Raw genomic sequence first — 26,059 nt, 5'->3', positions numbered from 1 at the left:
CCTTATTAGAGCTGCTAAAGTAGCGACAATTAAATTTAACAAGAGAAGAGCAATGGCTGGATTTTGGAACTACCGAGTGATTTTTTGTGAAGCAACTAAAGATGAAGCGGCGCAATATCAAATACATGAGGTTGAATATAACCTAAATGGTAAAGTAACGAATTGGTCAGAAACGGGCGCAGCGCCTTTTGGCAACACCTTAGATGCGTTACGAGATGACGCAGAGCGTTTAAAAACAGCATTTGAAAAACCTGTACTAAAAGTTGTTAGAAAAGAACGTGGCTACGAGTTGGTAGATGTTGAAACGGGTGAAGAAGCATTTGCAGAGCCTCCAGCAGGTTTAACAGCATAAGTATTAAACCAAAAAGGTGCTATGAGCGCCTTTTTTGTTGCTGAAAAATAAAGGAATGAGGATGACATTAAAAGCAGTATTATTTGATATGGATGGCACTTTAGTTGATTCAGAAAGTGTCCACTTTAACTGTTGGAATGATGTTTTAGCACCGTTTGGCGTGCGCTATGAAGAAGATGATTTTTGCCAACGTTTTTCAGGTCGACCGACCTTAGATGCGGCAATTGAAGTGGTTGAGCAATATAACTTATCGGTTTCACCGCAGTGGTTAGCGCAGGCTAAATATGATGCATTCGAGCAATTTGTTACTACTAATTTACCTCCTTTAATGCCTTTTGCCGAAGAGGTATTAGAGGCAGTGAAGCAAAGCGATCTTAAGATGGCATTAGTGACGGGTAGTTCACGCCATGAGGCGTTACCTATCTTAAAAGGCTATGGCTTTTATGAATGGTTTGACTGCGTAGTGACTAAAGACGACGTGCAAAATCCAAAACCTGCGGGAGACCCTTATTTACTTGCACTGACAACATTAGGGATTTCTGCAGAGCAAGCAATTGCTGTTGAAGATACACACACCGGCGTTACAGCAGCAACTAATGCAAACGTACCTGTGGTTGCAATACCGAATAAACACACCCTAGGCCACGATTTAAGTTTAGCTGTTTCTCGCATGGATAATTTACAGCAGCTATGGCAATGGGTACAAACTAAGCTATAGTTTAGTCTGCTTGGTGATAAACAAGGAGACCGATATGCTTAAAGGACTAACAGTATTATGGTTGCTGATCAGTACTTTTACTTGCTTAGCAACTGATACACAGATCACCGCAGATGCCCAACTTGCCAAGGTTTACCAACAAGATCAAGTGCTTGCCATTGAAAACTATCTCGTTAGTGAGAAGTTTGATGGGGTCCGTGCGATTTGGACGGGAACACAGTTGATAACCCGTAATGGCAATGCCATTCATGCGCCAGGCTGGTTTATTGCTGATTTACCTAATTTGAGGTTAGACGGTGAGTTGTGGACCAAGCGCGGTGATTTTGCAGACCTCAGTGGTATTGTGCGCACTTTACAGCCGTTGGATAGTGACTGGCAAAAAGTCACCTATCAGATATTTGACATGCCAGATCAACATAATCCCTTTGCAGTACGCTATGAAAATTATCTACGTTTAGTAAAAACATTAAATAAGCCTCACATCCAAGCAGTACAGCAGTATCAGTTTACCACTGAGCAGGCATTATCTGCGTACTTTGATAAAGTAACTCAGCAAGGTGGTGAAGGTGTAATGCTGCATTTAGCCTCGGCAATGCATAAAAGTGGCCGTTCTGATGCGCTGTTAAAGTTAAAACCTTATTTTGATAGTGAAGCGGTCGTCATTGCTCATCTTCCAGGAAAAGGCAAATTTGCTGGCATGCTAGGTGCGTTAAAAGTAGTTACACCACAAGGAAAAGAGTTTTCAATTGGTACTGGCTTTAGTAACGCACAGCGCCAAAATCCACCCGCAATAGGAGCGACGGTGACATACCGATACCATGGTTTTACTAAAAACGGTTTACCACGGTTTGCTAGTTTTTTACGTCAACGCGATCCTGATTAACATTTAAAAAAAGCCGTAAGTATGCTAAATTGCGCGGCCTTTTGATGTTAGTTGTGGTGAAGTAATGGTAGTTGGTTTTGATTATGGTAGTTCTAATTGCGCAATGGGTGTAATGAATGCTAAAAATACTGTTGAGCTGGTGCCCCTAGAGCAAGGTAAGTTTTACCTCCCTTCAACCTTATACACACATCACAGTGCTTTAGTTGTCGATTTTGTTGCTCAGCATCTAACAGGTACAAATTATGAAACTGATTTTAAAACCCAGCGCCAAGCCCTGCTCAATAGTATGGTGCGGATCAAGTCTGACTTAGATCTAGCCCCCGGTGATGAAAGTCTTTTTATTGGCCGTGAAGCAATTAACGAATATGTGCAATTTCCTGAAGAAGGCTATTTTGTTAAATCCCCTAAATCGTTTTTTGGCGCAATAGGTTTAAAGCAAGGGCAAATCAACTTCTTTGAAGATATTGCCACCGCGATGATTTTAAAAATCAAACAGCGTGCTGAAACATCACTACAAAAAGAGTTAACACAAACGGTTATTGGCCGCCCGGTAAATTTCCAAGCCGTGGGTGGAGAGCAATCAAACCAACAAGCAATTGGTATTTTAGAGCGTGCAGCAAAACGAGCTGGCTTTAAAGATGTGGCTTTTTTATATGAACCACTCGCAGCGGGAATTGATTATGAAAGTGACTTAAATCACGATCAAAAAGTATTGGTTATTGATATTGGTGGTGGTACCAGTGACTGCTCATTTGTGCAAATGGGACCTAGCTTTCGTGATAGTAGTGACCGAGATCATGACTTTTTAGCGCATACAGGTAAACGTGTTGGCGGTAATGATTTAGACATTGCTTTAAGCTATCACGCATTAATGCCATTGCTTGGTTTAGGCAGTCAGTTTAAATCAGGTTTACCACTGCCTAATCAAGCATTTTGGCAAGCATGTAAAATTAACGATGTGAACTTACAAAGCCAGTTTTATAGTCAAAGCCATCATCGAGAATTACTTACGCAGTTACGTGAAGTACAAGCACCTGAGTTATTTCAACGACTGATCGATTTGCAGCAAAATAAGCAAGGTCATCAGCTGGTACAGCAAGGGGAGGCGGCAAAAATTGCGCTTTCGTCAGTGACTGAGTATGACTGTGAATTAGGGTTTTTAGCACCGCAATTACATAAAGTGCTATCACGAGCTGATTTAGCTGTGGCGGTTGATGATTCGATTATGCAAATAGTAAGTTTAGCAAAACAAGCGATTAAAGATGCAGGGACCGTTCCTGATGTGATTTACCTTACCGGTGGCAGCGCGCAATCGCCACTAATAAAAGCTGCATTAGTTGAGCACTTAGGTGATATTAAAATGGTAAACGGCGATCACTTTGGTAGTGTAACCGCCGGACTCACTAAATGGGCAAGTATGCTTTATCGTTAAAGGGTGCTTATAGAATTACTTGTCGGGTTGCGAGGTATTTCTCGTAATCTGGCAATGACCGTTCAAGCTCGTTATGCATCAAAGGCGAGCTTAAAATCATATCTGCGCTGACTTCATTACACGCCACTGGAATATTCCATACCGCAGCTAAGCGTAATAATGCTTTAACATCCGGATCATGAGGTTGAGATGCAAGGGGGTCCCAAAAGAAAATCAACACATGAATTTCATGCTCCGCAATTTTAGCGCCTAACTGCTGATCGCCCCCCATAGGGCCACTAAGTAGTTTGATAACTTCAAGTCCAGTATTTCGCTCAATTAAATGACCTGTGGTGCCTGTGCCATACAATGTGTGCTTACTGAGGTTATCGCGATGTTTATTACACCAGGCTAGCAAGGCTGCTTTTTTACCATCGTGTGCAACTAAAGCAATATTTTTTTGCGCTGGAAGGGTTTGCTGTTTTTGTTCCATGTTGACTCTTTTTTTTTTTAGATGAGTAGATTAACCGCAAGAACTACAAATACTACACCTGTTATACGATCAATCCAAATTTGGCTTTGCGGGTGCTCTCGAAAGTAGCCTGCAATTTTATCGCCAAAGTAAATATACGTGCAGTCAATCGGAAACGCAAAAAGTGGATACAGTAAGCCAAAGAAAGCTAATTGAAATGTAGTTGATGATGACAGGGTTGGATCAACAAACTGCGGAATAAACGCAATAAAAAATAACGCTACTTTAGGGTTGAGCACTTCAGTCATCATAGCCTGAAACATAACATTAGTTTTTTTCTTGGTGCTTACATGGGGTTTATCTTCGCTACTGCACTCTGACTGGATAAATGTGCTTTTAAACATCATTACACCTAAATAACATAAGTAGGCAGCACCAGCGTATTGTACGCTGGTATAAGCCACTTCTGAGGCTTTAAGGATAGCCGTAAGACCGACAACGGCAAATAAAGTATGCGCCACTCCGCCTAAAGCAAAACCAAATGCGCTTTGTAAGCCTGCTACGCGGCCATTGGCAAAAGTTTGCGCCATTAAAAAAGCATTGGAAGGACCTGGTGCAACAGCGATTAAAAAACTGGCGGCTAAAAATGACAGTAAAAATTCAAAATTGATCATTGTTTTTATGTGTTTTTAGGGTGATAAGCATGTGCTTTATTACTGAGCAGTATAACCCACAGTGGCAGCAATAATAATAAGTGAAAAGCAATAAACTCGGGCGCATTGAAAGGGAGCACTTGGGTGAGCATAACCAATGCTCCAGCGCCGCTCATTTGCATTAAACCGATTAACGCAGATGCAGTACCTGCTTGTTTAGCAAAATGTGACAATGCCATTCCAGCCGCTGAGCCTAAGCTAAGTGCAAAGCCTAGCGCAGCAATCAACACTGGTAGCATAAAAGCAAAGGCACTTTTAAACTGGCCGAGAATTAAAATCAGTACACCAGAGAAAATTAATAAACTCATACCTATGCGTAACGCTTTTTGACTATGGCGTTTGATATACAATGGTGCAATAAAGCTGGCTACAATGCTAACAATGGCATTGAGAGTAAACCAAAAAGTAAAATCGCTGACCGATCCACCTAACTCGGTCATGATCCATCCAGGTGCTAATGTTACAAAAGCTAAAATAGCCGACATTGCCACCATACAAATTAGGCTATTAAAAAGAAAAATAGGCGTGCTAATGATTGGTATAAAACGACGTAAATCGAGTATGTGGCCCTCATAGTGGCTATCCGCAGGGCGTGTTTCTTTAAAATATATGGCAGTGATCATTAGTCCAACACAAGCAAACCCCGCCAAAAATAAAAAGTTTATCCGCCAGCCAAATTGCACAGTCAGCCAAGCGCCTAAAATAGGCGCTAACGCGGGAATAAAACACACAATACCATTTAGGTAAGTGATCATTTGGCCGCTTTTAGCACTGCCGTAGGTATCACGAACAATCGCAAATGCAACCACAAAAGTGGCACAAGCCCCAAAACCTTGTAGTGCACGCGCAAGCATCAGAATGCTAAAATTAGGCGCTAAAAAAGCCAACATCCCAGCAAATCCATACAGTGTGATGCCAAATAGTGCGACTGGACGGCGGCCAAACTTGTCGGCTAAAGGACCTGCTATAAGCTGACCTAAGCCAACCGTCAGCATAAAAATAGCGACGGTAAGTTGCACTTGCTGCTCATCAATAGCCAATGCTTGCGCTATATCAGGAAATGCGGGTAAGTAAATATCAATCGCTAATGGGCAGAATATAACCAGAAGAGCGAGAATTAAAATAACACTAAGATGATTGCGGCGATCGGTTGTTGGCATGAGTGCTCCTTTTGCCGCGTATTTTAGGTCTGCAAAGATAAAAAAGAAAGGGCATATGACCCATCTATAAGAATATAGCTAGTAAGATTATAAGTATAAATGCACTTTTGCTAACTGGTCTGATGTGCTAATTTTGCAATAGCGACATTCAATGGAAAATAATAATGAGTAATAAATCTGCAGTTTTAACAGCATGGCATAGTTTTAAGCGTCTACCATTTGGCAATTGGTTATTTACTAAAGTCGTGTGTTTTAAAGCCCCTTATTTTGGCTCAATGAAACCCACTGTTTTAGATTTACGTGACGGACATTGCAGCGCAATGGTTAAAAACCGACGGAGTGTGCACAATCATATTGGGACTATCCATGCTATTGCGCAATGTAATTTAGCTGAGTTATGTGCCGGTGTGATGGTTGATGCTACCGTGCCGTATAAAACTCATCGCTGGATCCCTAAAGGAATGACGGTGCAGTACTTAGCGAAGGTTGATACTGATGTCACAGCTGTGGCAGAAATTGCAATGCCAAGACAATGGCTAGATAAAGAGGATTTAGTGGTGCCAGTGAAGCTTTACAATACTCGCAGTGAATTGGTCTTCACTGCTGATATTACGATGTACGTTACTAAGAAAAAGTAAAAGAAAAATAAAGCGATTATTTTTTCTCTGCGGCTTGTTTGTTGAAAAACGACAAGTCATTATCACCTTCACTGAGCGCAGATGTAAGCTCCGGCTTTGATTCTGCGTTATTGGTAATTAATTCAACCGTTTCAGCTTCATGGCGTTGTTTTAAGTTACCTTCAATAATTGCACCAGCATCAATACTTAAAGTATCTTGATAAACATCCCCGTGCACTTGCGCTGAACGTTCAATAACTACTTTGCTGGCGTTGAGTGAGCCGATTACTTTACCTTTTACAATCACGCTTTCAGCGACCACTGAGCCTTCAACACAACCGGTATTACCAATAACTAAATGGTTAACACGAACATCACCATCTATGCGACCATCAAGCTGTACTTCACCTTGACTCACTAGGCTGCCCGTTAAGCGAACATCTTCAGAAATGATCGAAGGAGTGTGGCTAGTTCTTTTTAGTTGAGAATTTGCAGAACTACTTACTGTTGATTTTTTTTTACCGAACACGAGAAAGCGCCTTTGTAATTTTGACTGGATTGACATGTTTGTCGTTAAGTAATACTTCATAGTGTAGGTGAGTGCCAGTACTTCTGCCAGTGCTGCCCATTAATCCGATAACATCATTTTTGGTTACCGTTTGGCCTTTTTTAACGTTGATTTTATTTAAGTGACCAAACCGAGTTACAAAGCCGTTTTTATGTTGCAGTTCGATAAAATTACCATAACCACCGTTGCGTCCTGCGCGTAATACAGTGCCATCAGCGGGGGCGAATATTTCGGTTTTATGCCAACCTGCTAAATCAACACCTTTATGATAAGCATGACGGTTATTCACTGGATCTTTACGCAGGCCAAAACTACTCGAAATATAGTAATTTGCTGCAGGCAGAGTTTGCGGTAATTCACTGAGTAAATTTTCAAGCTTATTCAACGCCAATAGTTTATCTGCGATGACTAAAAATTCAGCTGGGATCTTTGATTCATCAAATAAATCCAGCGGACCACCTTGCGCGGTTTCTGTCATATCACCATCTAGACGACGCGCCAAGGCGGTATCAAGTCCTGCACCTTTGAGCATCGCTAAAATATCGTGCTGGCGGCGTTCTATTTGTTGCTCTATTTGTAAAAAGCTGTGTTGGTATTGGCTATCGAGTAGTGCAAAACGTTGCTCGATATTAACAGAGTCAGAGAGTGAAAGAGTGTGTGCGTTGTTAGGGTTTTCATCAACTAATGGTTCGTGGAACTCTTCTTGTTGCTCACCGAGTTCACCTTCTGGCGGCGCTGCTGGCAGTGTGGGATTGCTCATCGACTCAGGTAAAGAATCGATCATACTCTGCAGTAAAGCATGCTTTTGCTCAAGCACCGCAAGCTGGGCTAACTGTTTATCGTATTGTGCTTGTTGTTCTTTACTTTGTTGCTGCCACTGTTGTTGTTTTGATAATTGGCTTTGTTCGATGTCGGAAATCTTGTTGGTTTGAGAGTATATTCGCAGGGTCGAAACAGCCAACCATACTAAAGCAATTAAAATAATCGCTACAGCTGATATTTGTAACCAAGGTGCTAATATCACATGTTTAACCTCACCATTTTGGCGGATCAACAGCTGTCTAGCTGGGAATAATTTGTGATAAAAAGACTTAATAAATGCTGACATGGCTTATAAACACTGGCTATTAACCGGATTAAGATAGCAATCTGAGCTGAAAAAGCCAGTAAAAAATTGTAATTAATCTTAAAAAAGGAGGCGTTGGTCGCCTCCTTATAATAAATACATTTAATAAATGTTTACAACTTAGTTACTTAGCAGGAAGAACCGTTCCTTCTACGCAGCCAAAACCGATACGAGCAAAACCGGCTTTTTCACACCAACCACGCATAATAACGTTGTCGCCATCTTCTAAAAAGCTGCGCTGCTCACCATTATTAAGGGTGATTTTTTCTTTACCACCACGAGACAGTTCAAGTAATGAACCGGCTTCTTCATGAGTTGGACCTGATTGCGTACCTGAACCCAGCATATCACCTGGCATAAAGTTACAACCATTTACTGTGTGATGAGTCACCATTTGTGCCACTGTCCAGTATGAATGTTTGAAACTTGATTTAGATACTAATGAAGGTGCAGCACCTTGTTCACGCATTTTAGCGGTCTCAATTTGCACGTCCATTTTTATATCAAAGGCGCCAAGCTCACGGTTTTGGCTTGATTCTAAATAATCTAGTGGCTGAGGGTCATTTTCATCACGAGTCCACGATGTTTTGTAAGGTGCTAATGCTTCGGTGGTTACAATCCATGGTGATACAGTTGAAGCAAAGTTTTTCGCAAGGAATGGACCTAATGGTTGGTATTCCCATGCCTGTAAATCACGTGCTGACCAGTCATTGAATACACAAAAACCAAATACATGGTTTTCAGCGTTTTCGATAGCAATGGCATCACCTAATTCATTACCTTTACCTAAATAAATGCCTAGCTCTAACTCATAATCTAAACGTTTACACGGACCAAGCGATGGTACTTCAGCGTCTGGCGCCTTAGTTTGACCATTTGGGCGATGAAAGGTTTGACCTGACACATCAATTGATGAAGAACGGCCATGGTAACCAATGGGTACCCATTTATAGTTAGGCAGTAACGGGTTGTCAGGACGGAATAAGCTACCGACTGCTGTTGCATGATAGATAGATGTGTAAAAGTCAGTGTAATCGCCAATACGACAGGGCAATGCAAACTCAATGTCCGCCTGGGCAATTAATGCGTCGCTTAACTTAGCTTGTTCAGCGGCGCCTTCGCGTAATGCTTTAGATAATGCTAAACGTAGCGCTGACCAATATTGCTGACCAAGACCCATAAATTCATTTAATGTAGCTTGGCTTGCTGCTGCTATGGCTGTTTGTGCATCGCCTGAGAAAATAGCTAACTCGTTTACTTTGGCAAGGTCGATAACTTGGTCGCCAATGGCAACGGCACCACGAAAAGCTTCGTCAGAGTTCTTACGACGTACTTCTGCAAATGGTAGGTTTTGAATTGGGAAGTCACAATTTGCAACGTTCGCTGAGGCAACCCAGCTAGTTAAATTTATATCATGGGTTTCGTTAATTAAACTCATTACATTTCCTTTGGTTTAGTCAGTCGCGCTTTACAGTGGATATGGTGATGAATAGCGCGATTTAAACAGTGAAATTCAGATTGTCATTTATAATATTGATGAAACGACAAAAAGCAGCGAAGTACGCTGCTTTTTAAATTTACAATACGGTGCTTATAAAACGCCGCGGCGCTCTTGGTCGCGCTCGATTGATTCAAACAGAGCTTGGAAGTTACCTTCTCCAAAACCGCCGTCATCAACGCGCTGGATCATCTCGATAAAGATTGGGCCAAATAAGTTTTTCGAGAAAATTTGCAATAAGTAGCAATTTTCACTTTGGCTATCGACTAAGATCTGATGTTCACGGATCTTTTCTTTATCTTCTGCAACCCAAGGTACACGATCGAAAATTGTATCGTAGTATTCAGGAATAATATCAAGCGTGGCAATGGTTGATTTATCAAGCTTATCTAGTGAGCTTACTAGGTCATCTGTTAAGAATGCTAAATGCTGCACGCCTGGGCCATTGTATTCACCAAGGTATTCATCGATTTGGTTGTTATCGTTGCCTTTACCTTCATTGATTGGAATCGAGAAGGTGCCGCACGGTGATTTAAGTGCATAAGAGATCAAGGCTGTTTTTTGGCCTTTGATATCAAAGTAACGAACCTCAGTAAAACCAAAGACGTCTTTATAAAAGTTAGCCCATGTTTCCATAGTGCCTTTATAAACGTTATTAGTTAAATGGTCGATGCGAATAAAGCCTTTATCATCAACAATGTTTTGTTCGCTTAAGTCTTCAAAGTCTTGCTCATAGATTGAACCTTTGTCACCAAATTGCTCAATAAAATAAATTAAGCTGTCACCAATACCGTAAATTGCCGGGTATGGTAGGTCTTTATGAGTTGAATCAGTCGCTGGTTTTGCACCACGCGCTACTGCGGTGTCAAATGCCTGTTGAGCATTCTCTACACGCCAACCCATAGAACAAATTGCAGGACCATGACTTTTTGCAAATTCTGCAGAGAAACCACCACGTTCATTATTTAGTAAAAAGTGAATATCGTTTTGGTTGTAATAAACAATGTCTTTACCTTTAAATGTTTTGAGCTTTGAAAAACCAAAATCGGTAAATACTTTATCCATATAATCTGCATCAGGTGTAGCGTATTCAGTAAACTCGATACCTACCAAACCTAAAGGGTTAGTTACTTCACTCATTATAATTCTCCCGCAATAAACACTGCGTCTTGTTGTGTCTGATGCGCAGATAATTAACCATAATTAGCGGCAGGGGAAGAGCCGATAGCTATTTAGGCAAACGGCTCTTTGTAAATTAAATGGGACGGTTTTTCATAAATTCTATAACCAGTAGCCATGATTCAGTGTTTGAAATAAGGATAGATAAAAATGGCTCCTAATTTGTTACATTAAGTCCATGTTATAATTATGTATTTACCTTTTAGGGTATAAGTAAAATAGGTACTTTTCATGCTAAAATACCTGATGCGACTGTAATTAATTATTTACGATAGAGGCTTGTTTGTTAAAAAACTTGCTACGTTTTTGTAACCAAGGGTTTGGAGTAATGGTTGGTGCGCTTTTATAGTGGCGCTCAACTGCTTTGTTTAGTTCACGTATTGTCGGTGTGAAAGACAGTGTTTGTTGTGCAGAGCCAAGTGATGCAATTTCTTTATCGGTCATTGCGCGTCCTGCAAAAAGCATTGCGTTTAAATAACCAGGTTTGGTTTCATAATCATTGTCAGTAAACAATAGAGCGGTTTTATCAATAGCCCAGCGGGAATCAATTTCCCCTTCATCTTTTATGCCAATGAGATCACCATTTAAATATATTTTAAGTACGCCGTTACTAGGGGCTGCATAAAATACAAATGCAATACGGTGCCATTCATTACTTGCTAAATTACCAAAGTAACCACTATCAGAAGTTGCTATTCCTATGCCATTATCGGTATTGTAATAAAGTTCAGCATCAGTAAGGTTAGTCAAGTCTGTTTGCAATAATGCTCGCCAGCTTTGAGTACTATCAGTCGGCCATAAAACATCCATAACTAAGGTATAATCTGAAATTAAATTTTGATCTGCAAAGTCGCCATTAGGGGGCACATTGGTGTTTAAAGTTATCCCTTCTACAGGGCTGTGGCGTGAAAAAGCCATTACACCTGAGGAGCCATTACTTAAATCACTAATATTTAACTCCGTAGTTGTTTTAAATTGTGTTTTTTCATCCCCCCAGTTTTTATCTTCAGGATCAAAATAAGTTAATGTTGCTGGGCCGCTATCGGCTTTAAAAGGAGTATTGGCATCATTAAAATTCCACACGGTAATTCCGTCATCTACTTTACATACATTAAGCTGACTGTCGGTATCTATGTATAGGCATTGACTGGTACGAAAGCGGGCATAGTTATCCAGTATTGCCCATGCTTCTGCTAGTAGGGTTGGGGTATTTAAGTTCACATTATTAAAAAATAGTTCGCTATTAAATGCTGGTCCTTTTTGTAAAGCAACCGTGTATGTCTGCGATTCTAAGATATCACTAGGTGCAATATATACCCAGTTAGGTTGGCTTGCTGTCATTGCTTTGAGTTCAGCTCCCGTAACGGATACTTGATAAATTGCGTTAAAACCTGCGGTATTAGACGGTTGCCTTTCGACTTGGTATGCGTTGTGGAAATCTTCTTGGGTTAGCGTGCCTGGTGTCCAGCGCTCTTGAACTTGGCTTGCGTCAAATAATACTGCATCAACATTTTGAAATTGGTGTACAGTGGCAAGCGCGGTTATTTTGCTAAGTTCTTTAACTGTAGGGTAATTTTGCGAAAGGGCTATTTCAGTTTGTGCATCTGGCGCATATTTACCCATAATTAAATCAATTTGTTGCTGGGTTTCTACGTCTGTAGTGCTAATTGTACTAGTTGCAACAGTGTTATAGTCAATATTACTCAGTGTTTTTGTTGCTACATTAAAAGTAAGGGTCAAGTCAGTAAGACCTTGGGCAAAGAAATTTGGCTGGATCACAACACTGCCATTATTAAGTTGCTGGTAACTTTCTCCACCATGAGTATGCCCACCAAGGACCAGATCAATGCCTTCGACATTCTCAGCGATACGGGTGTCGGTACCTTCCCCTAAATGACTTAACATCACCATATAATCGACATCTTGGCGATATTGATCGACAATATTTTGAGCTACTTCTTGCCATTGCCAATTCATTTTGAAATTAGCAATGAAGTCAGGAATTGGGTCTGTTTCAATTGGCTCATCCAGCTCATTCCATGGTACAGAGGTCATACCGAAAAAACCTACTTTAAGACAACCAACTTGCACAATAGAGAAATCAACACCGTCAAAGCCTTGTGTATTGTCACCTGCATAGCGAGTATTGCTAGCTAATACAATTGCATGCTGATCATTTACGTACTCGAGTAACTGCTCTGCTCCCCATGCATAGTCATGGTTACCAACAACACGAACATCGAATTTCATTGCTTTTATTGCCTCTACGGTAGCCCAGCCCTTTGATGTTTGCTCAGCTACAGTGCCTTTTTCATAATCATCACCACCATTAGTAAAAACAGTGAAGGGTTGCTCCTCTATGGCTTGCTCGTAATAGCCTTTAATACGACTAAAATAATGCTCCTTAAAACCAAACCGAGCATGTAAGTCAGCTACATGGATAAAGCGTATTTTTTGTTCGGTGTTTGTGCTTGGGCAGCTTGGGCCAATTGTTTTAGCAATAGGCATTTCTGTTCGCGATTTAATAGCAAAAGTACCAAACGTTGTAATTTGAGCGCTGATCAGGTTATTTTCTGATGTTGTACTGGCTAGTGATTGCCATTGGCCATTAATCAGCTGCACGATTGAAAACATCTGGTTGTCTGTTGGATTTTTAGCGACGATCGATAAAGTAATAGGTGTGTTAAACGTTAAATCACTCGGACTGAAAATGTAAATTGCCGAAGTGATGCCAATCGTTTTGTTTTCATTATCTAGGGCTGATTTACTAAATACAAAACTGGTATCGGTATTTACCGCATTTTTGGGGATATTAATAGTCACTAAGTCATTGTCGAAGCGCTTTTTCAAACCATCATTAACAGAAATTAGTAAGTTAGCTTCATCCACATCAAACGCGGTATCTTTGACAGTATCATCACCACCACACGCATTTAATAAAGGGAATAGAAAAATAATTAATAATAGTTTTTTTTGTATTAAAAGAGACATTATTGCCCACGCAAATATTCTGATCGACGACGGACATAGTAACAGTATCTAGAAACAAGATATAGAGATGTTGATTAGAAATCACCCACAAGCACGGCGGCTTGTGGGTAAGCAATAAACACAACGTTACGGTTTTTCAGCAACTACTTCAAGCTCTTCAGCTAAAATGTGTTCTTGTGTTTGTGGCTCGTGTTGACCTTCAGCACCGTGCATCCACTTAACAAGCTTGTCGCTTAGTAAGTACATGATCACAGCAGAGAGAACAGCAGTGGCACCTAAACCAATAAAAATGCCTAATGCGTTATCAAGCGCTTCTTCGCCTTCACCTAAGAATGAACCAACGAAACCTGCAATCTTATTTGCAACCGCAGTACATAGGAACCAAATACCCATTAGCATTGATGCTAAACGCAGTGGTGCTAGTTTACTCACCATTGATAAGCCGATAGGTGATAAACATAATTCACCCAGAGTATGGAATAAGTAAAATAACACTAACCACATCATGCTGATCTGTAACGGCTCACCGTGACCTTGAGTCATAAGTGCTAAAATCATAGTGATGAAACCAAGCGCTAAAAATATCAACGCAATGGCAAACTTAACGGGTGAATTAGGTTCACGTTTATCAAGTTTTAGCCAAACGATAGCAACGATAGGAGCACAAATGATAATGAAAATAGAGTTTAATGATTGAAACCAAGACGCTGGAATTTCAAAGTTGAACAACATACGGTCTGTGTAATCATTTGCGAATAAATTCATCAAGCCACCGGCTTGCTCAAAACCCATCCAAAATATGATACTAAATACACTCATAGTGAAAATAACTTTGATACGGTCAGTTTCTACTTTAGTTAGCGGCTCTTTGGTATCTGAAGTTGATTGTGATTGCGCTAATTTAGCTGCAGGAACAACACCAATATCACCTAAGTATTTATTACTTAAAACCACTTGCATCGCCACAGATACAAGCATACCAACACCCGCTACAATGAAGCCATATTGCCAACCCATAGATGCAGCTGCGAAACCCGCAACAAGTGGACCAAGCGCACCACCTAAGTTGATACCCATATAGAAGATTGTGAAGGCGCCATCACGACGTTGATCACCCTCTTTATACAAGTCGCCAACCATAGTTGAGATGTTAGGTTTAAATAAACCGTTACCCATACATAATAATGCAAGACCAATATAAAATACGTTTTCTTGTTGGCCGGCTAACATATCGTGGGGGATACCCATAGTAAAATGGCCAGCAGCCATTAGTAGACCGCCGATGATAATAGCTTTTCGTTGACCAAGTACGTTATCAGCTAACCAACCACCAAATAATGGAGTTATATAAACCGCCATTGTGAACGTACCATAAAGGCTTAGTGCGTCTGCATTACTCCAACCAAAACCACCGTCTTGGACAATAGCAACAAGATAAAGTACTAAAATGGCACGCATGCCGTAATAACCAAATCGCTCCCACATTTCTGTGCCGAACAACAGAAATAATCCTTTAGGATGCCCTAAAAAATCACCTGCTTTAGGTAATGAACTCATATTTACTTCCTAACTCAACGTTAATTATTGCGGCCTTATATTTTTTGCTTTGGTCGTTCATGTGCTTTCAACACAAATAGAACGGGTGGCCATGAATATTATTTTTAATGCAGCTAAGGTAATGGTTTGCTCACTAAGTTTTTGCTTAGTGGGTAAGAGTCACACCCTTATCCTAGCTACAATTGCGCCTAAGTATACATATACGGACAGTGCAGGGGAAGTGCTTGCGATAGTTAGCTTACTGATGACTTTCAAGCATTAATTAATAGTCAGCATATGGTACAACAGGGGTTCCTGGAAAAGTCATTTCTGTATAAACCGGTTTGAAATAGTATCTAAAATACAATTGTGCATAATTAGGTTCATAAAAATCTGCACGATCTAAATTGAAAAAGCCACCAAAAAACCAGTGTGGAGTATAGCGGTACTCAAAACTACCTCCTAAGTTGTAAGATATCCCCGAGCTTGTATTACCGTCAAAATAGGGGGTCACACCGGTTAGCGACTCTCGTTCAATGGCTTGTGCTTGCAAAAGAGGATCGTTAGGGAAAAACTCGCTGCCATCATTGGTAGTTGTTGACCATGATATACCTGCGCGTAACCTGTATATAAAGTCTTTATTTGCGCGGTGATCGAAAGTAATGGGCAGTGATACACCTACGTAGCTTTGTGGGCTGTAATAACCGCCATGACCAAAGGTTTCTTCACTTAAATTATATTGATATGACCAATGTAATAGATTAACACCGATTGTAAGCTCGGTATTTTTTTCACGTATGTAGCGGTTATAAGCGCCACCCATCAAACTATAACGTTGGTTATCTTTTACATTTTTACCTTGTAGTAATTGAAAGTCGGTAGAGCCCCAAAATCCCCAATCGAGTCCTAAGTCATGAGATAAATTAAAGCGTAAACTAGTGGCTCTCACTCCTCCCCACACTTGATTGGTAAATACATCTTTAAGGCCGGCATACGATAATACAGAACTAGTAATTGGGCGCTTATTTAAAGTGACGCTGTAGCCAAAATCACCGAAACTATCATTGTAATCAACACCCCAAACAATATCTTCAACTAAAAAGCCCAGAGGGGTTGTACCAATATCAAAGCGCCATGTATCATTTTTCCATGCTAAACCAATATCGAGACCTTCTTGTTTTGGTTCAATACTGCTTAGCGGGCAATCTAAAATGCACAAAGCACCTTGGCCATAGCGACTGCCAGAAAATGTCTCATCAAAACGAGTTTCCTGACTAGATATTGTCATAGGATCGAGTTTTATAATTGCCATGCCACCCCAAAGTGAAAAACCAGCCTCAATAGGAATTGAGCCAGCACCAAGGGTTGCATTATTTTGTGTGCTTGTTTGGCTACTAAAATTAACGCCTGCAGTTATATAAGCTTGGTCATGCTGCTGCATTCGGGCAAGCTCTCTCTTTGCATTATTTACATACCAAGGAGCCTTATCATCTAAGGCGTATAACTGGAAGTTAAGAGAAGGATCGTTTTTTACTTTAATACTGCTATGTGGTTCTATTGCTTCTTTATACCACTTTTCTGCGTAATTATTTTGGCCATGATTTTCGGCTACTTGCGCAGCTTGATAATACATTTCCTGACTATAATTAGATTTAACAAGTAACTCGTTAGTTAAGCGAATTACGTTATTATCATCTTCAAAATCAACAAGTGCTGTCATTAATAGCTGCTGTTGATAGGTTTGATCTTTGTTTACGTCATTTATCAATGTTGCAATAATACGATCTGATAGTGCATGTTGTCCTAGTTCACGGCTAACTCGAGCGACAGCTAATTCTGTTTCTGGTGCTAATTTTTGACCTTGTTGCAGCTGTTGCTGGTATAACTCAATAGCTACTTTTGGATGCTTTAACTCTATATTAGTAGCAATTAATGTATTGTACACAGCAGGAGTATCAGGGGAATTCTGAGCAAGTTGATTAAGCTGCGCAAGACGTTGCTCACCTTGGTTAAACTTGTTGATGAAATCAGCTTGTAGTAAAACCCAGCGTGTGTGTTGTTCTTTTGTCGCAAGTTGAGGCAATTGATAACTTGCAAACCACTGTTTAGTTTGCTGCTCGTTATCACTGCCTAATAGCCATTGACCGTATGTCATATGCCAATAAGGACTTAAGCTACTGTCACGCTCTAAAGCAGTACGTAATTGCCTTAGTGCATAATTATATTCATTAATTTGTTGCCACTGCGATGCAAGCTCTGCCTGCATTAAAGGTGTTAAAGGCTGGGCTTCTAGCTCTGTTAGATTAAAAATAATCGTACTTCTATTATCTTTGGTGTTATCAGCTAGTTTGGTCATCTTTGCATTGATTGAAAGCTGCTGCGCTAGTTGAGCAACCTCCTCTGTACGGGCGTTGTTAGGCACGTAGCTAAGGGTATCTAAAGCGCCTTGATAATCATTTAAAGAGCGTAAAAATAGCGCATGACTGTATCGTAACTCAGCATCGAGGGGAAATTGCCACAAGGTTTTATTGTATAAAGCTTTTGCGTGGTTCAATAAGCCTTGTTGTTGATATAAGTTGGCTAGATCATAATAAAGCCAACTTTCACTAGGAGTTTGTTTTATTGCTAATAGAAGTAAATTAACGGCCTGATCTAACTTTCCTTCAGCTGTGAGTTCATCGGCACGGGCGCGTAACTGACGGCTTTTAATTCGAGTATATTGTTCAGTTATTAAAGCCTGTTGTTTTGCTGTTAATTGACTATAAAACTGATGACTACGGGAAAAATTATTATCACTAGTTGTTAGTGTTAACATTGCCTCTAAGGTACGAGCTTGTAGTGGATCTTGAGTCAAAATTTGCTGATAATAAACCATAGCTTGCTGAGCTTGGCCTGCTTTTTCTGCCAGTTGCGCACGATAAAATAAAACGGTCTGAGGATCTTCATCAAGTGTTTGTGCTAAATCAAGTTGCAATTTAGCACGACTTAAATTGTTTGCTGCGATGGCAAATTCTGCGAGGTTAATATATTGCCAAAACTTTGCAGTGTTCGCTAAACCTTTAAGCACAGAAATACGGTTAACGTCCTCACTAAGTTGCTCTGCTTTTTTGAAATAACGGTAGGCTGCGGCATTGTCTCCTTGGCGTAGGTTTAATAGTCCTAAGCTACTGAGTACTTCCGGATCTTTAGGGCGACCAGCAAGTGCTATTTTAAAGTGTTGGTTAGCTTTACTATATTTTCCATTCTCAAGCGCAATAACCCCTTTTTGCCATGCTTGATATGCAGGATCGGCTTGTTTAATTAGTTCTTTTTCTAATTGTGTTTCAAAGTCATTATATTGCAATTTACCTTTACTACTTTTAGGGTAAGCCAAAAAATAGTCTTGGTAAGCATTTTGTGTTTTTTTATTAATTGGCATTTCTTCAAGCGCAGATAACCACGCAGATTCAGCCTCAACAGCAAGAAATTTACTGTGTGCATAGTGATTTAATATACGTAATGCATCTTTGTCTTGCGGATTTTGCTTTAATAAGTGCTTTGCGTAGGTGAGCTCAATACGACTAGATTCAGGGTATCGCTTTGTCAATGAGCGATAGCCTCGCAGTGCTTGCTGCCAGTTATTGTCGCTTTGCGCTAGCCAATTTATATATTCAAATTCATACTCAATACTAGGGTAGGTTGATTTAAATAAATTGTCGTAAATTGCCATTGCAGCACTGTACTGCCCAGCTCTCGCTAATAATTTTGCTTCTTGGACTGATGCTCTATCCTGATCGTTCACTCGAGCTAATAAGCTTATTTTCTCGATACACGGGTGGTGTGCATCCTTTATCTTACTGAGCAAGTTGGTTGCTTTGCTATTTTGTGCGAGAGCAAAATACACTTGTGCTTGTGCGCATTGCACCTCAATATTTTTAGGTGCAATACTTAACAGCTTGTCTAAGCTATCAGTCATTAACTGAAGATCTTGCTCGATCTCACCCAGCTGAACTTGGCTTATAAGCCAATCAACTGATTCAGTATCTAAGTCTTGCTGTTTAGATACTGACAGAAATGGGCTAAATAAGAGTACAGCAAGTAGCCATTTTATCGGCATTCATTGCTCCAGTTTGGAAGTAGGGCACCTTGCTTATCAATAGTAAAACGTTTACTTGCGGTACTCGTTCCGAATAAATATAAGACACTGTCGTAATAACGATTTGTGATAAAGCGAGTGTCAATCATCAACTTTTGCTGTAGAGCAGATAACGTTTGGGTCTGCCCCTTATCAGTAAGCAATGGTAGTAATGCTGCGATAAAGCCCACAGGGCCTGAACCTATAGCTTTACCTGTATCTACTCGGCTTTCAAGTGGCGCCCTATTATTGTTTACGAGGTACTGCAGCATAGGATCAAACTGTGCTATAAGCTCGCTTTTATATGGTGCTTCATCAGCCATCATACTTGCCCATAGATAGACACGAATTGCATTATAGCTACCAATTGTGGGGGCTTTCTCTGTGTGGTAAAAACCTTTCTCTGGGTTATACATAACCCAGTCAGGGCTGAAGCCTTTTTTGCTGGTCTCAAGTATTAACTTGGCTGAACTGTCATGAAGTGCTTGCCATGCAGAGTGTGGATAGCGTTGTGAAAACTGCTGCAAAATAAATAATGGCGCATAGCTTGGATTTAATTTCCAGGTTTGTTCGCTAGGCTCAAAACCATTGGGGGCAGGGAGTAATGTCAAGCCTAAGTTAGGCAAATAAGCTGTTTCTTCTCGTATAATACGTTCTGCCATAACGCTACTTAGGACTGCGTAACGTCGCTCTTGCCAAAGAGTCGCTGCTTGTGAAAGCGCATAAGCTATCCATAAATCTGAGTCGGATGCAGGATTCGAGTCGAGTATTTTACCTTTACCACTACCATCAATCCCCCATTGCCAAGCTGGAAGACGAGTACTTAAGTCGCCCTCTGCAAGGTGGGTTTGAGTCCACTCTAAAATTTTGTCAAAGCTTGCTTGATCGTTTGCAAGTAAAGCAAAAAATAAAGCATATGATTGACCTTCTGAGGTAGTAATACTTTGTTTACTACCTAAATCAATAACCCGCCCTTGTTCGGAAATAAAGTGCTTTTTAAAAGTATTCCACTGAGGCCAGTCGGCACAGCTTTGAGCTATAGAATTCAATGGCCAAATAAGCAGCATGCTGACGAGTAAGAAAACGTTTTTCATTATTTATTATCTCCTTCAGATAATCGTTTTTGCGTCAGTAACATTAGCAATCGCCATAACATAAATGATATTAGCAATAAGGTAATAATCGACAATACAGCGAGCAGGAATGGACGATCTGAAAAGTGGAACCAAATTAAAGTATGAATAGGCACATGACCAACAAAATATTGTTCATCGGTTTTTATTGTTTTTATACCTTGGCCGTTAATAATCGCGGAGCTGCCAGTAATTTGTGATGTTTGTTCATTTATAAGTAGGGCATCACTTAACAGTGGATAGGCTGCATTGTTAGTTGCGATTAAAGACACAACCGAGCGCTCAGAATCAAACGGAGATTGAAAACCAGATATAATGCCAAGCTTGCCCATACTTTGGATATTAACTTGAATTCTCTCAGGATCACTCGTATTAAATGCGCCATTATAAACCGCTTGGTTAACCACTCTATCGTTATCATTTATTAAAACACTGAGCGCACTGTTTTTGCTCATGTCATTTTGAAAAGAGTCTGGTTTACCGATAATAATAATATCTTTGTCGTCAAAGTTAATATCTTTTGCAGGGAATTTAATAGCCAGTCGATGTGATGGGTAACCCGTTATTGCACCTAAATGCCCTGTAAAGTTAAGTAATAAGCGAATACCTTCAACTGAGCTGTTTGGCTCCATAACTAACACTGTTTGATGTAAATCGGCAAATTTAGTGAATGGGAAGCCACTGTTTGCAAAAGCATGCAGATTTGGTAGTGCCATATAGTGATTAAATGCACTCACATCAATTGATGAACTGCCATCGATAGCGCCAAATTCACCACCTGCTGGTATGGCATTACATGTACCAGATTTAGCCACCGAAAAGTTAAAATCATAAGTAAGTTGATTTTTCATGGTCAAATCTAAACCAGTTAACTCAAAGTCCTGACGTGTCTGATTTGGATTAATATCAGATAGTAAAGGTAAGAAAGTATTTGTTGTGATGGTTTTTCCACCGTCATCATCCAGTACAAAGCCATCAATAAACTTACCGTTTATCAGCATGTTCAAGCGAGAAATTAAGTTTTTTTCTACAGGGGTATTACGGTAATTTAGGGTGATGGGGATACCATTTTCACGCCAAGTAAATAGATCTGGCGCAAAACGTAAATCAAGATTCACAGGTTGGCCACGAAACCCTTGTGACTGCAATTGAGTTGGGTATTGGATAAATTCGTCAAATGTCACTGCACGGTCTGAGCGAAGCCAAAGTGGTGCATCATAGGCTTTACGCAGTGGTAACTTACTAATATCGTCAATCACTGCAGTGCGGCCTGTCATCACTTTATGACCAAACAATAAGCCAATGACAGCATCTTTAAGTTGCTTTGTATCTTTACCTAACACAAGTAATACTTTGGCATAACGGTGTGTTGGGCTACTTATTATTTCTATGGTTGGTTTTTCTACATCGGGGTAGTTCAACAAAAAGTCAGGTTTATCATTATTGGTAGCAAACACCACACTATGAGTTGTCGGTATTTTGTTTATTGCTACTGGGAAGTCGGCTTTACGCCATTTTGCTTGCCCACCAAAAAAACTAGAAAGTGCTGATGCCGCTTCAAGCGTGGTTTCATCTGGCTGCGATGCAAAAATAAATGGTAAAGTTAATTGGTTATTATCCCGCTCATCATAAAAAGGAGCCGGAAAATATTCTAATAGGCTTTCTAAAGCCAAGCTTTGTTGTTCAATTTCTAGTGCACTATCTTTATCTATTTCAGCCCAAATAGTTTTGCTAAAATTATCTTGGCACGCTAAATCATAAAAACCAATTAGTTCAAAACGAACTTGGTTAAAGTCTTTCATCAGTTTAGCGTTGAGTTCAATATTGTGTTGTGACTTTGAACCTGTAAGCGCAAGTTTTTCATCAATAGGTAATACAGTCACCAAATGTTCATTAAAAAACACTTTAATATGAGAAACACGTTCAATTAGCGCAGGCGAATTGGTAAATGAAAAGTTGAGTATTAATTTTGTGCCGAGTTTATCAAGGCGATTGGTAAAATCAACGCGTGTATTATTACTAACTCCATCAAGCTTAAACTTGTTCAGACCTAAACGTTCAAAGCGCAAAGTTAATTGCTCTTGAGGAGGTGCTTCTGGGTAGCCATTATCAAATATAGACTTATCTGAAAGTGGCTCTGCTGCTGTAGCTAAGCAATTAATGCTAAGCGTACTTATAGCGAATAACACGGTGAATAATGATCTTATCATAATGTTTCAAATACTTTTTTAGGTTTTGTGGGTAAAAGTGTTGCAATAAATTCAATTGCCCGCGATGAAAATTCAATTAAGGGTTTTAATTCATTAGGGGCATGAAAAATTAAGTTTTTAAAGCCTCTTAGACTGACCTTCAGGACATTTGAAAAACTGTAAGAAGGCTTGTCATGTTTAAAGTTTTCTTGCCAATCAAGCCATGCATCCGCTCGCGAAAAAGTACATTGGATAAATGCTTTTTGTTTTTCAATATCAAGATCTCTTAAAGTTAGACCAATTTGTTTATCACGCGTATTGCAAATATAGGTAGCAAAAGAGTATTGCTTTAAGCCTCGGCTCATTAACAGTTCAACCTTATCGTTAACGCGGCAGGTTGGAATATGTTGGGTTTCAATTCCCACACCGCTGTCTGAGTAGTCAGTTATTTTCACTTTAATAGTATGGCCATTGGCTAATCTAATTGCCGCAGGGAAATTTGCATTAACACGGTGTGAGCTTCTGATTTGTTTCGCTTCTGCTGCAACAGCAACCGCAGCGCCTAATATAATAATGTTGTAGCTTGCCCAGAGCATGCTGATCAGCAGTACACCTATTTGTGATGTATCACCAAAAAATAGTCGCAAAATGCCGTAACCCATACCGACGACATTAATCAGCAATAAAAAGATATACGGTTTAGAAATGATCCAGTCATATCTTTCAGTATCGTTCAAGCCGCCTTTTTCAGTTACATTAAATTTCCCTTTATTAGGATTAATAAGGGCAACCGTGGTTGGTTTTAAAATATACCAGGCAAGTACTGACTCATAGACTTCGCCCCAAAATGAATAACGATACTTGCCCTGAATACGCGAGTTGGTAATTTTCACCTGTAGTAAAGTTGGCACTATATATAAGAAAATAGCGAGAAACGGGGCGTAAATAATCGCCGCATTGAAGTAGATAAGTGCTAACGGTGCCGTTAAAAATACTATGCGAGGTATGCCTGATAAAAAGTGTAGCATGGCATTGAGATAGCACATGCGCTGCGCCAGATTTAACCCTTTACCAAGTAATGGATTATCGAGACGGAATATTTGTGCCATGCCTCTCGCCCAGCGGATCCGTTGCCCTACGTGAGCAGAAAGACTGTCGGTGGCAAGCCCTGCTGCTTGTGGAATATTTATATAAGTTGTTTTATAGCCGGCTCGTTGCATACGCAGCGCTGTATGAGCATCTTCGGTAACGGTCTCTACTGCAAAACCACCAATTTTATCAAGCGCTTCGCGCTTTAGAACAGCACAAGAACCACAAAAGAAAGTTGCATCCCACATGTCATTACCGTCTTGGATCAGGCCATAGAACAGCATATTTTCATTTGGTATTTTACCTTGGTTATTTAAGTTTCGTTCAAAGGGATCTGCTGAGAAGAAATGGTGAGGGGTTTGCACCAGACATACTTTTTCATCTTTTATAAATTGCCCCATGGTTACTTGCAAAAATGAGCGGGCGGGAATGTGATCACAATCAAAAATAGCAATATAGTCGCCGTCAGTTAGCGTCATTGCATGATTCATATTCCCTGCTTTAGCGTGGTTATTATTAGGGCGTGTTAAATAGCCAATCCCGATTTGTTTTGCAAACTCAGCAAATTCTGGACGTTTACCATCATCTAAAATATATATATTGAGCTTATCAGCAGGCCAATCAATACTTTGTGCTGCGATAGCCGTTGGTTTTACCACACTTAAAGGTTCGTTATAGGTGGGTATGTAAATATCAACAGAGGGCCATAAAGATGAATCTGCTGGTAATTGCACCGGTTTGCGATTGAGTGGATTGATGGTCTGAAAGAAACCTAATATAAGCACCAGCCATGCGTAAGTTTCAGCGAGTAACAAGCCGATGCCTAAAGTTAACGCTAAAGGGTCGTCCCAGTTTAGCGTTTCTGTATAGCGCCACCATAAGTAGCGAGTAGAAGTCGTCACTGACAAGGTGATCATAGTAATAGTTGCTATCTGACCTTCAACACGACGCAAAGAGTAAGCAACTATTAGAATTAAGCTAATAAATACCGCCTGAGCTTCGACGCTAAAGGGGACCGTTACAAACACTGCAACTGCAAAAAATAGCAACATAATAAACGCGACTTTTAAAATTTGACTTTGCCAAACATTAGCTTCACTGATGCGTTTGTAATTAGCTTGTTGAGACTTTTTCTTACCTATAAACCAAGCATGCTTAAAGGCTTTAACTAGTTTTTTATCAACAAGGCGAATGACGCGAACTGAGCGTTTAATATCTTGCCACGTTTTTGCTCTTTCAGCTTTGAGCTCGCCAAGGCTAGCTTTATTTGTTCTAAAAAAAGCTAAGTATGACGTCTGAAGAATAATCCGAACACAATTACTGATTGTAAACACAGGTAAAGTAACATGCGGATAAAAATACCTTAGCCTTGATTTTAGTTTACGTTTTTTATTTTTATCTAATTTAAAGAATAGGGATAAAAATAATAATAAAAAAGGTAAACAAAATGCCGCTATCGCACTCATTTTGTGCTGGTTGAAATAACTATGAAATTTTAGAAAAATAAAGCGTACGAGTAGTTTGCTAAAAAATAGGCTCAGTAAAACCCGAATAGTCTTTTCAGCAAAAGACATGCGAGAACGATTAGCTTTCATCTTGGTTTACTCTGCTGACTAACCAACCGGCTAAAGTTTCAAAATCGTCATTCGCTACGCTATAAGGGGCGCAGTTGATAGCAACATTTCTAAAAGCTGTTGCTTCTTTAATGACTTCGTCTTTATTTATATATAAAGAAGCTAGAAGGGGAATTTCTGATTGCCAAAGTTGTAGTAAATCGAATTCTAGTTCAGATGCACTATTATAGCGGTTAGCTAAAAAATAATGCTGCCATTGTCCGGCTGCTTGCGAGAGGGTTTGTAGTCTTTTATAGATTAAGCTATGGCATATGGCATCACAATTAACGACTTCTAAAAAGATATCATCTTCATTTAATGAGTACTGAGTTACGTCAATGTGAGCCGGGCAATCAAACAATAGCCATGCATTATCGCTATTATCGATTTGCTTACAGCCTTCAATAATACGAGAGGACGAAAATTGCGCTTGGCTATTTGAGCCAAAGGGCAAGAAAATGACACCATCACTATCTTGATGGAATTGACAGCTTGCTTCGTTAAAAGTAGGGTAGTTACTCCATCCGTATTCATGAGCCCATGCTAGACCTAAGTGTAGACCAACATCAGATTTTGGATCTAAATCTATTACATATACCTGTTCTTTCGACTTTTTCAATACGCACGCTAAATTTGCCACCACTGAAGTTGTGCCAGTTCCTCCTTTTATTCCCTTTACGAAGACTCTTTTCATTGT

Annotated in this window: 19 protein-coding genes; 5 read left to right on the top strand and 14 right to left on the bottom strand. The window is 40.0% G+C overall.

Translation table 11 applies throughout. The features are described from left to right. Positions 1 to 52 precede the first annotated feature (52 nt). The 4 genes from PSR9079_RS06570 (at position 53) to yegD (ending at position 3,385) form a co-directional block, all read left to right on the top strand. On the top strand, positions 53 to 352 hold the full coding sequence (locus tag PSR9079_RS06570) for a hypothetical protein (protein ID WP_145237374.1): 300 nt from the start codon (positions 53 to 55) through the stop codon (positions 350 to 352). 61 nt (positions 353 to 413) lie between these two features. Further along, positions 414 to 1,070, top strand: coding sequence for an HAD family hydrolase (locus tag PSR9079_RS06565; protein WP_149980836.1), 657 nt, complete (start codon positions 414 to 416; stop codon positions 1,068 to 1,070). Positions 1,071 to 1,104: 34 nt separating this feature from the next. Continuing rightward, on the top strand, positions 1,105 to 1,953 hold the full coding sequence (locus tag PSR9079_RS06560; RefSeq protein WP_149980835.1) for a DNA ligase: 849 nt from the start codon (positions 1,105 to 1,107) through the stop codon (positions 1,951 to 1,953). A 64-nt stretch (positions 1,954 to 2,017) separates the two neighbouring features. After that, a complete protein-coding gene (gene yegD, locus PSR9079_RS06555; RefSeq protein WP_149980834.1) occupies positions 2,018 to 3,385 on the top strand; it encodes a molecular chaperone in 1,368 nt (455 codons plus the stop codon). 7 nt (positions 3,386 to 3,392) lie between these two features. Here yegD and PSR9079_RS06550 read toward each other — a convergent pair whose 3' ends face one another. From PSR9079_RS06550 to PSR9079_RS06540, 3 genes are read right to left on the bottom strand one after another with little or no spacing between them, the layout of a single operon-like run. Further along, positions 3,393 to 3,857 (bottom strand): methylglyoxal synthase, encoded by a 465-nt coding sequence (locus tag PSR9079_RS06550; protein ID WP_145237363.1) that lies wholly within the window; start codon positions 3,855 to 3,857, stop codon positions 3,393 to 3,395. A gap of 17 nt (positions 3,858 to 3,874) precedes the next feature. Further along, positions 3,875 to 4,510 carry a LysE family translocator gene (locus tag PSR9079_RS06545; protein ID WP_149980833.1) on the bottom strand — a complete coding sequence of 212 codons (636 nt, stop codon included), beginning with the start codon at positions 4,508 to 4,510 and terminating at the stop codon, positions 3,875 to 3,877. Positions 4,511 to 4,515: 5 nt separating this feature from the next. After that, on the bottom strand, positions 4,516 to 5,709 hold the full coding sequence (locus PSR9079_RS06540; protein ID WP_149980832.1) for a multidrug effflux MFS transporter: 1,194 nt from the start codon (positions 5,707 to 5,709) through the stop codon (positions 4,516 to 4,518). A 164-nt stretch (positions 5,710 to 5,873) separates the two neighbouring features. Here PSR9079_RS06540 and PSR9079_RS06535 point away from each other — a divergent pair, with 164 nt between their 5' ends. After that, positions 5,874 to 6,347, top strand: a complete 474-nt coding sequence (locus tag PSR9079_RS06535; protein ID WP_145237355.1) for a hotdog fold domain-containing protein — start codon at positions 5,874 to 5,876, stop codon at positions 6,345 to 6,347. Between the two features lie 16 nt (positions 6,348 to 6,363). Here the strand turns inward: PSR9079_RS06535 and PSR9079_RS06530 are convergent, their stop codons facing one another. The 11 genes from PSR9079_RS06530 to bcsQ form a co-directional block, all read right to left on the bottom strand. Next, a complete protein-coding gene (locus PSR9079_RS06530; RefSeq protein ID WP_145237352.1) occupies positions 6,364 to 6,855 on the bottom strand; it encodes a bactofilin family protein in 492 nt (163 codons plus the stop codon). Then, the gene (locus PSR9079_RS06525) at positions 6,845 to 8,002 is read right to left on the bottom strand and encodes a M23 family metallopeptidase (RefSeq protein WP_149980831.1); all 1,158 of its coding nucleotides are present in this window, start codon (positions 8,000 to 8,002) and stop codon (positions 6,845 to 6,847) included. Before PSR9079_RS06525 ends, PSR9079_RS06530 begins: the two co-directional genes overlap by 11 nt. Before the next feature lie 142 nt (positions 8,003 to 8,144). Continuing rightward, positions 8,145 to 9,458 carry a fumarylacetoacetase gene (gene fahA, locus PSR9079_RS06520; protein WP_145237348.1) on the bottom strand — a complete coding sequence of 438 codons (1,314 nt, stop codon included), beginning with the start codon at positions 9,456 to 9,458 and terminating at the stop codon, positions 8,145 to 8,147. 153 nt (positions 9,459 to 9,611) lie between these two features. Beyond that, positions 9,612 to 10,658 (bottom strand): 4-hydroxyphenylpyruvate dioxygenase, encoded by a 1,047-nt coding sequence (hppD, locus tag PSR9079_RS06515; RefSeq protein WP_149980830.1) that lies wholly within the window; start codon positions 10,656 to 10,658, stop codon positions 9,612 to 9,614. Positions 10,659 to 10,955: 297 nt separating this feature from the next. Next, positions 10,956 to 13,688, bottom strand: a complete 2,733-nt coding sequence (locus PSR9079_RS06510) for a metallophosphoesterase (protein WP_149980829.1) — start codon at positions 13,686 to 13,688, stop codon at positions 10,956 to 10,958. A gap of 126 nt (positions 13,689 to 13,814) precedes the next feature. Continuing rightward, positions 13,815 to 15,245, bottom strand: a complete 1,431-nt coding sequence (locus tag PSR9079_RS06505) for a peptide MFS transporter (protein ID WP_149980828.1) — start codon at positions 15,243 to 15,245, stop codon at positions 13,815 to 13,817. Between the two features lie 262 nt (positions 15,246 to 15,507). Further along, entirely contained in the window at positions 15,508 to 19,320 is a 3,813-nt protein-coding gene (locus PSR9079_RS06500; protein ID WP_149980827.1) for a cellulose synthase subunit BcsC-related outer membrane protein, read from the bottom strand. Next, a complete protein-coding gene (gene bcsZ, locus PSR9079_RS06495) occupies positions 19,311 to 20,432 on the bottom strand; it encodes a cellulose synthase complex periplasmic endoglucanase BcsZ (RefSeq protein ID WP_149980826.1) in 1,122 nt (373 codons plus the stop codon). Before bcsZ ends, PSR9079_RS06500 begins: the two co-directional genes overlap by 10 nt. Next, positions 20,432 to 22,681, bottom strand: a complete 2,250-nt coding sequence (gene bcsB, locus PSR9079_RS06490; protein WP_149980825.1) for a cellulose biosynthesis cyclic di-GMP-binding regulatory protein BcsB — start codon at positions 22,679 to 22,681, stop codon at positions 20,432 to 20,434. Before bcsB ends, bcsZ begins: the two co-directional genes overlap by 1 nt. Beyond that, positions 22,678 to 25,344, bottom strand: coding sequence for a UDP-forming cellulose synthase catalytic subunit (gene bcsA, locus PSR9079_RS06485; RefSeq protein ID WP_149980824.1), 2,667 nt, complete (start codon positions 25,342 to 25,344; stop codon positions 22,678 to 22,680). The genes bcsB and bcsA overlap by 4 nt, the downstream gene beginning before the upstream one ends. Continuing rightward, positions 25,334 to 26,056, bottom strand: a complete 723-nt coding sequence (gene bcsQ / locus PSR9079_RS06480; RefSeq protein WP_149980823.1) for a cellulose biosynthesis protein BcsQ — start codon at positions 26,054 to 26,056, stop codon at positions 25,334 to 25,336. The genes bcsA and bcsQ overlap by 11 nt, the downstream gene beginning before the upstream one ends. Between the last annotated feature and the right edge of the window lie 3 nt (positions 26,057 to 26,059).

Source organism: Pseudoalteromonas rhizosphaerae, from assembly GCF_902498845.1.
Taxonomy (GTDB): Bacteria; Pseudomonadota; Gammaproteobacteria; order Enterobacterales; family Alteromonadaceae; genus Pseudoalteromonas; species Pseudoalteromonas rhizosphaerae.
The sequence above is the reverse complement of the archived record's forward strand: the minus strand, read 5'-3'. Positions and strand labels throughout refer to the sequence as shown.

Excerpts from the sequence above, each read along its gene's own strand:
- PSR9079_RS06570 (WP_145237374.1), top strand. The coding sequence starts at position 53 with ATGGCTGGATTTTGGAACTACCGAGTGATTTTTTGTGAAGCAACTAAA.
- PSR9079_RS06565 (WP_149980836.1), top strand. The coding sequence starts at position 414 with ATGACATTAAAAGCAGTATTATTTGATATGGATGGCACTTTAGTTGAT.
- PSR9079_RS06560 (WP_149980835.1), top strand. The coding sequence starts at position 1,105 with ATGCTTAAAGGACTAACAGTATTATGGTTGCTGATCAGTACTTTTACT.
- yegD (WP_149980834.1), top strand. The coding sequence starts at position 2,018 with ATGGTAGTTGGTTTTGATTATGGTAGTTCTAATTGCGCAATGGGTGTA.
- PSR9079_RS06550 (WP_145237363.1), bottom strand. The coding sequence starts at position 3,857 with ATGGAACAAAAACAGCAAACCCTTCCAGCGCAAAAAAATATTGCTTTA.
- PSR9079_RS06545 (WP_149980833.1), bottom strand. The coding sequence starts at position 4,510 with ATGATCAATTTTGAATTTTTACTGTCATTTTTAGCCGCCAGTTTTTTA.
- PSR9079_RS06540 (WP_149980832.1), bottom strand. The coding sequence starts at position 5,709 with ATGCCAACAACCGATCGCCGCAATCATCTTAGTGTTATTTTAATTCTC.
- PSR9079_RS06535 (WP_145237355.1), top strand. The coding sequence starts at position 5,874 with ATGAGTAATAAATCTGCAGTTTTAACAGCATGGCATAGTTTTAAGCGT.
- PSR9079_RS06525 (WP_149980831.1), bottom strand. The coding sequence starts at position 8,002 with ATGTCAGCATTTATTAAGTCTTTTTATCACAAATTATTCCCAGCTAGA.
- fahA (WP_145237348.1), bottom strand. The coding sequence starts at position 9,458 with ATGAGTTTAATTAACGAAACCCATGATATAAATTTAACTAGCTGGGTT.
- hppD (WP_149980830.1), bottom strand. The coding sequence starts at position 10,658 with ATGAGTGAAGTAACTAACCCTTTAGGTTTGGTAGGTATCGAGTTTACT.
- PSR9079_RS06510 (WP_149980829.1), bottom strand. The coding sequence starts at position 13,688 with ATGTCTCTTTTAATACAAAAAAAACTATTATTAATTATTTTTCTATTC.
- PSR9079_RS06505 (WP_149980828.1), bottom strand. The coding sequence starts at position 15,245 with ATGAGTTCATTACCTAAAGCAGGTGATTTTTTAGGGCATCCTAAAGGA.
- PSR9079_RS06500 (WP_149980827.1), bottom strand. The coding sequence starts at position 19,320 with ATGCCGATAAAATGGCTACTTGCTGTACTCTTATTTAGCCCATTTCTG.
- bcsZ (WP_149980826.1), bottom strand. The coding sequence starts at position 20,432 with ATGAAAAACGTTTTCTTACTCGTCAGCATGCTGCTTATTTGGCCATTG.
- bcsB (WP_149980825.1), bottom strand. The coding sequence starts at position 22,681 with ATGATAAGATCATTATTCACCGTGTTATTCGCTATAAGTACGCTTAGC.
- bcsA (WP_149980824.1), bottom strand. The coding sequence starts at position 25,344 with ATGAAAGCTAATCGTTCTCGCATGTCTTTTGCTGAAAAGACTATTCGG.
- bcsQ (WP_149980823.1), bottom strand. The coding sequence starts at position 26,056 with ATGAAAAGAGTCTTCGTAAAGGGAATAAAAGGAGGAACTGGCACAACT.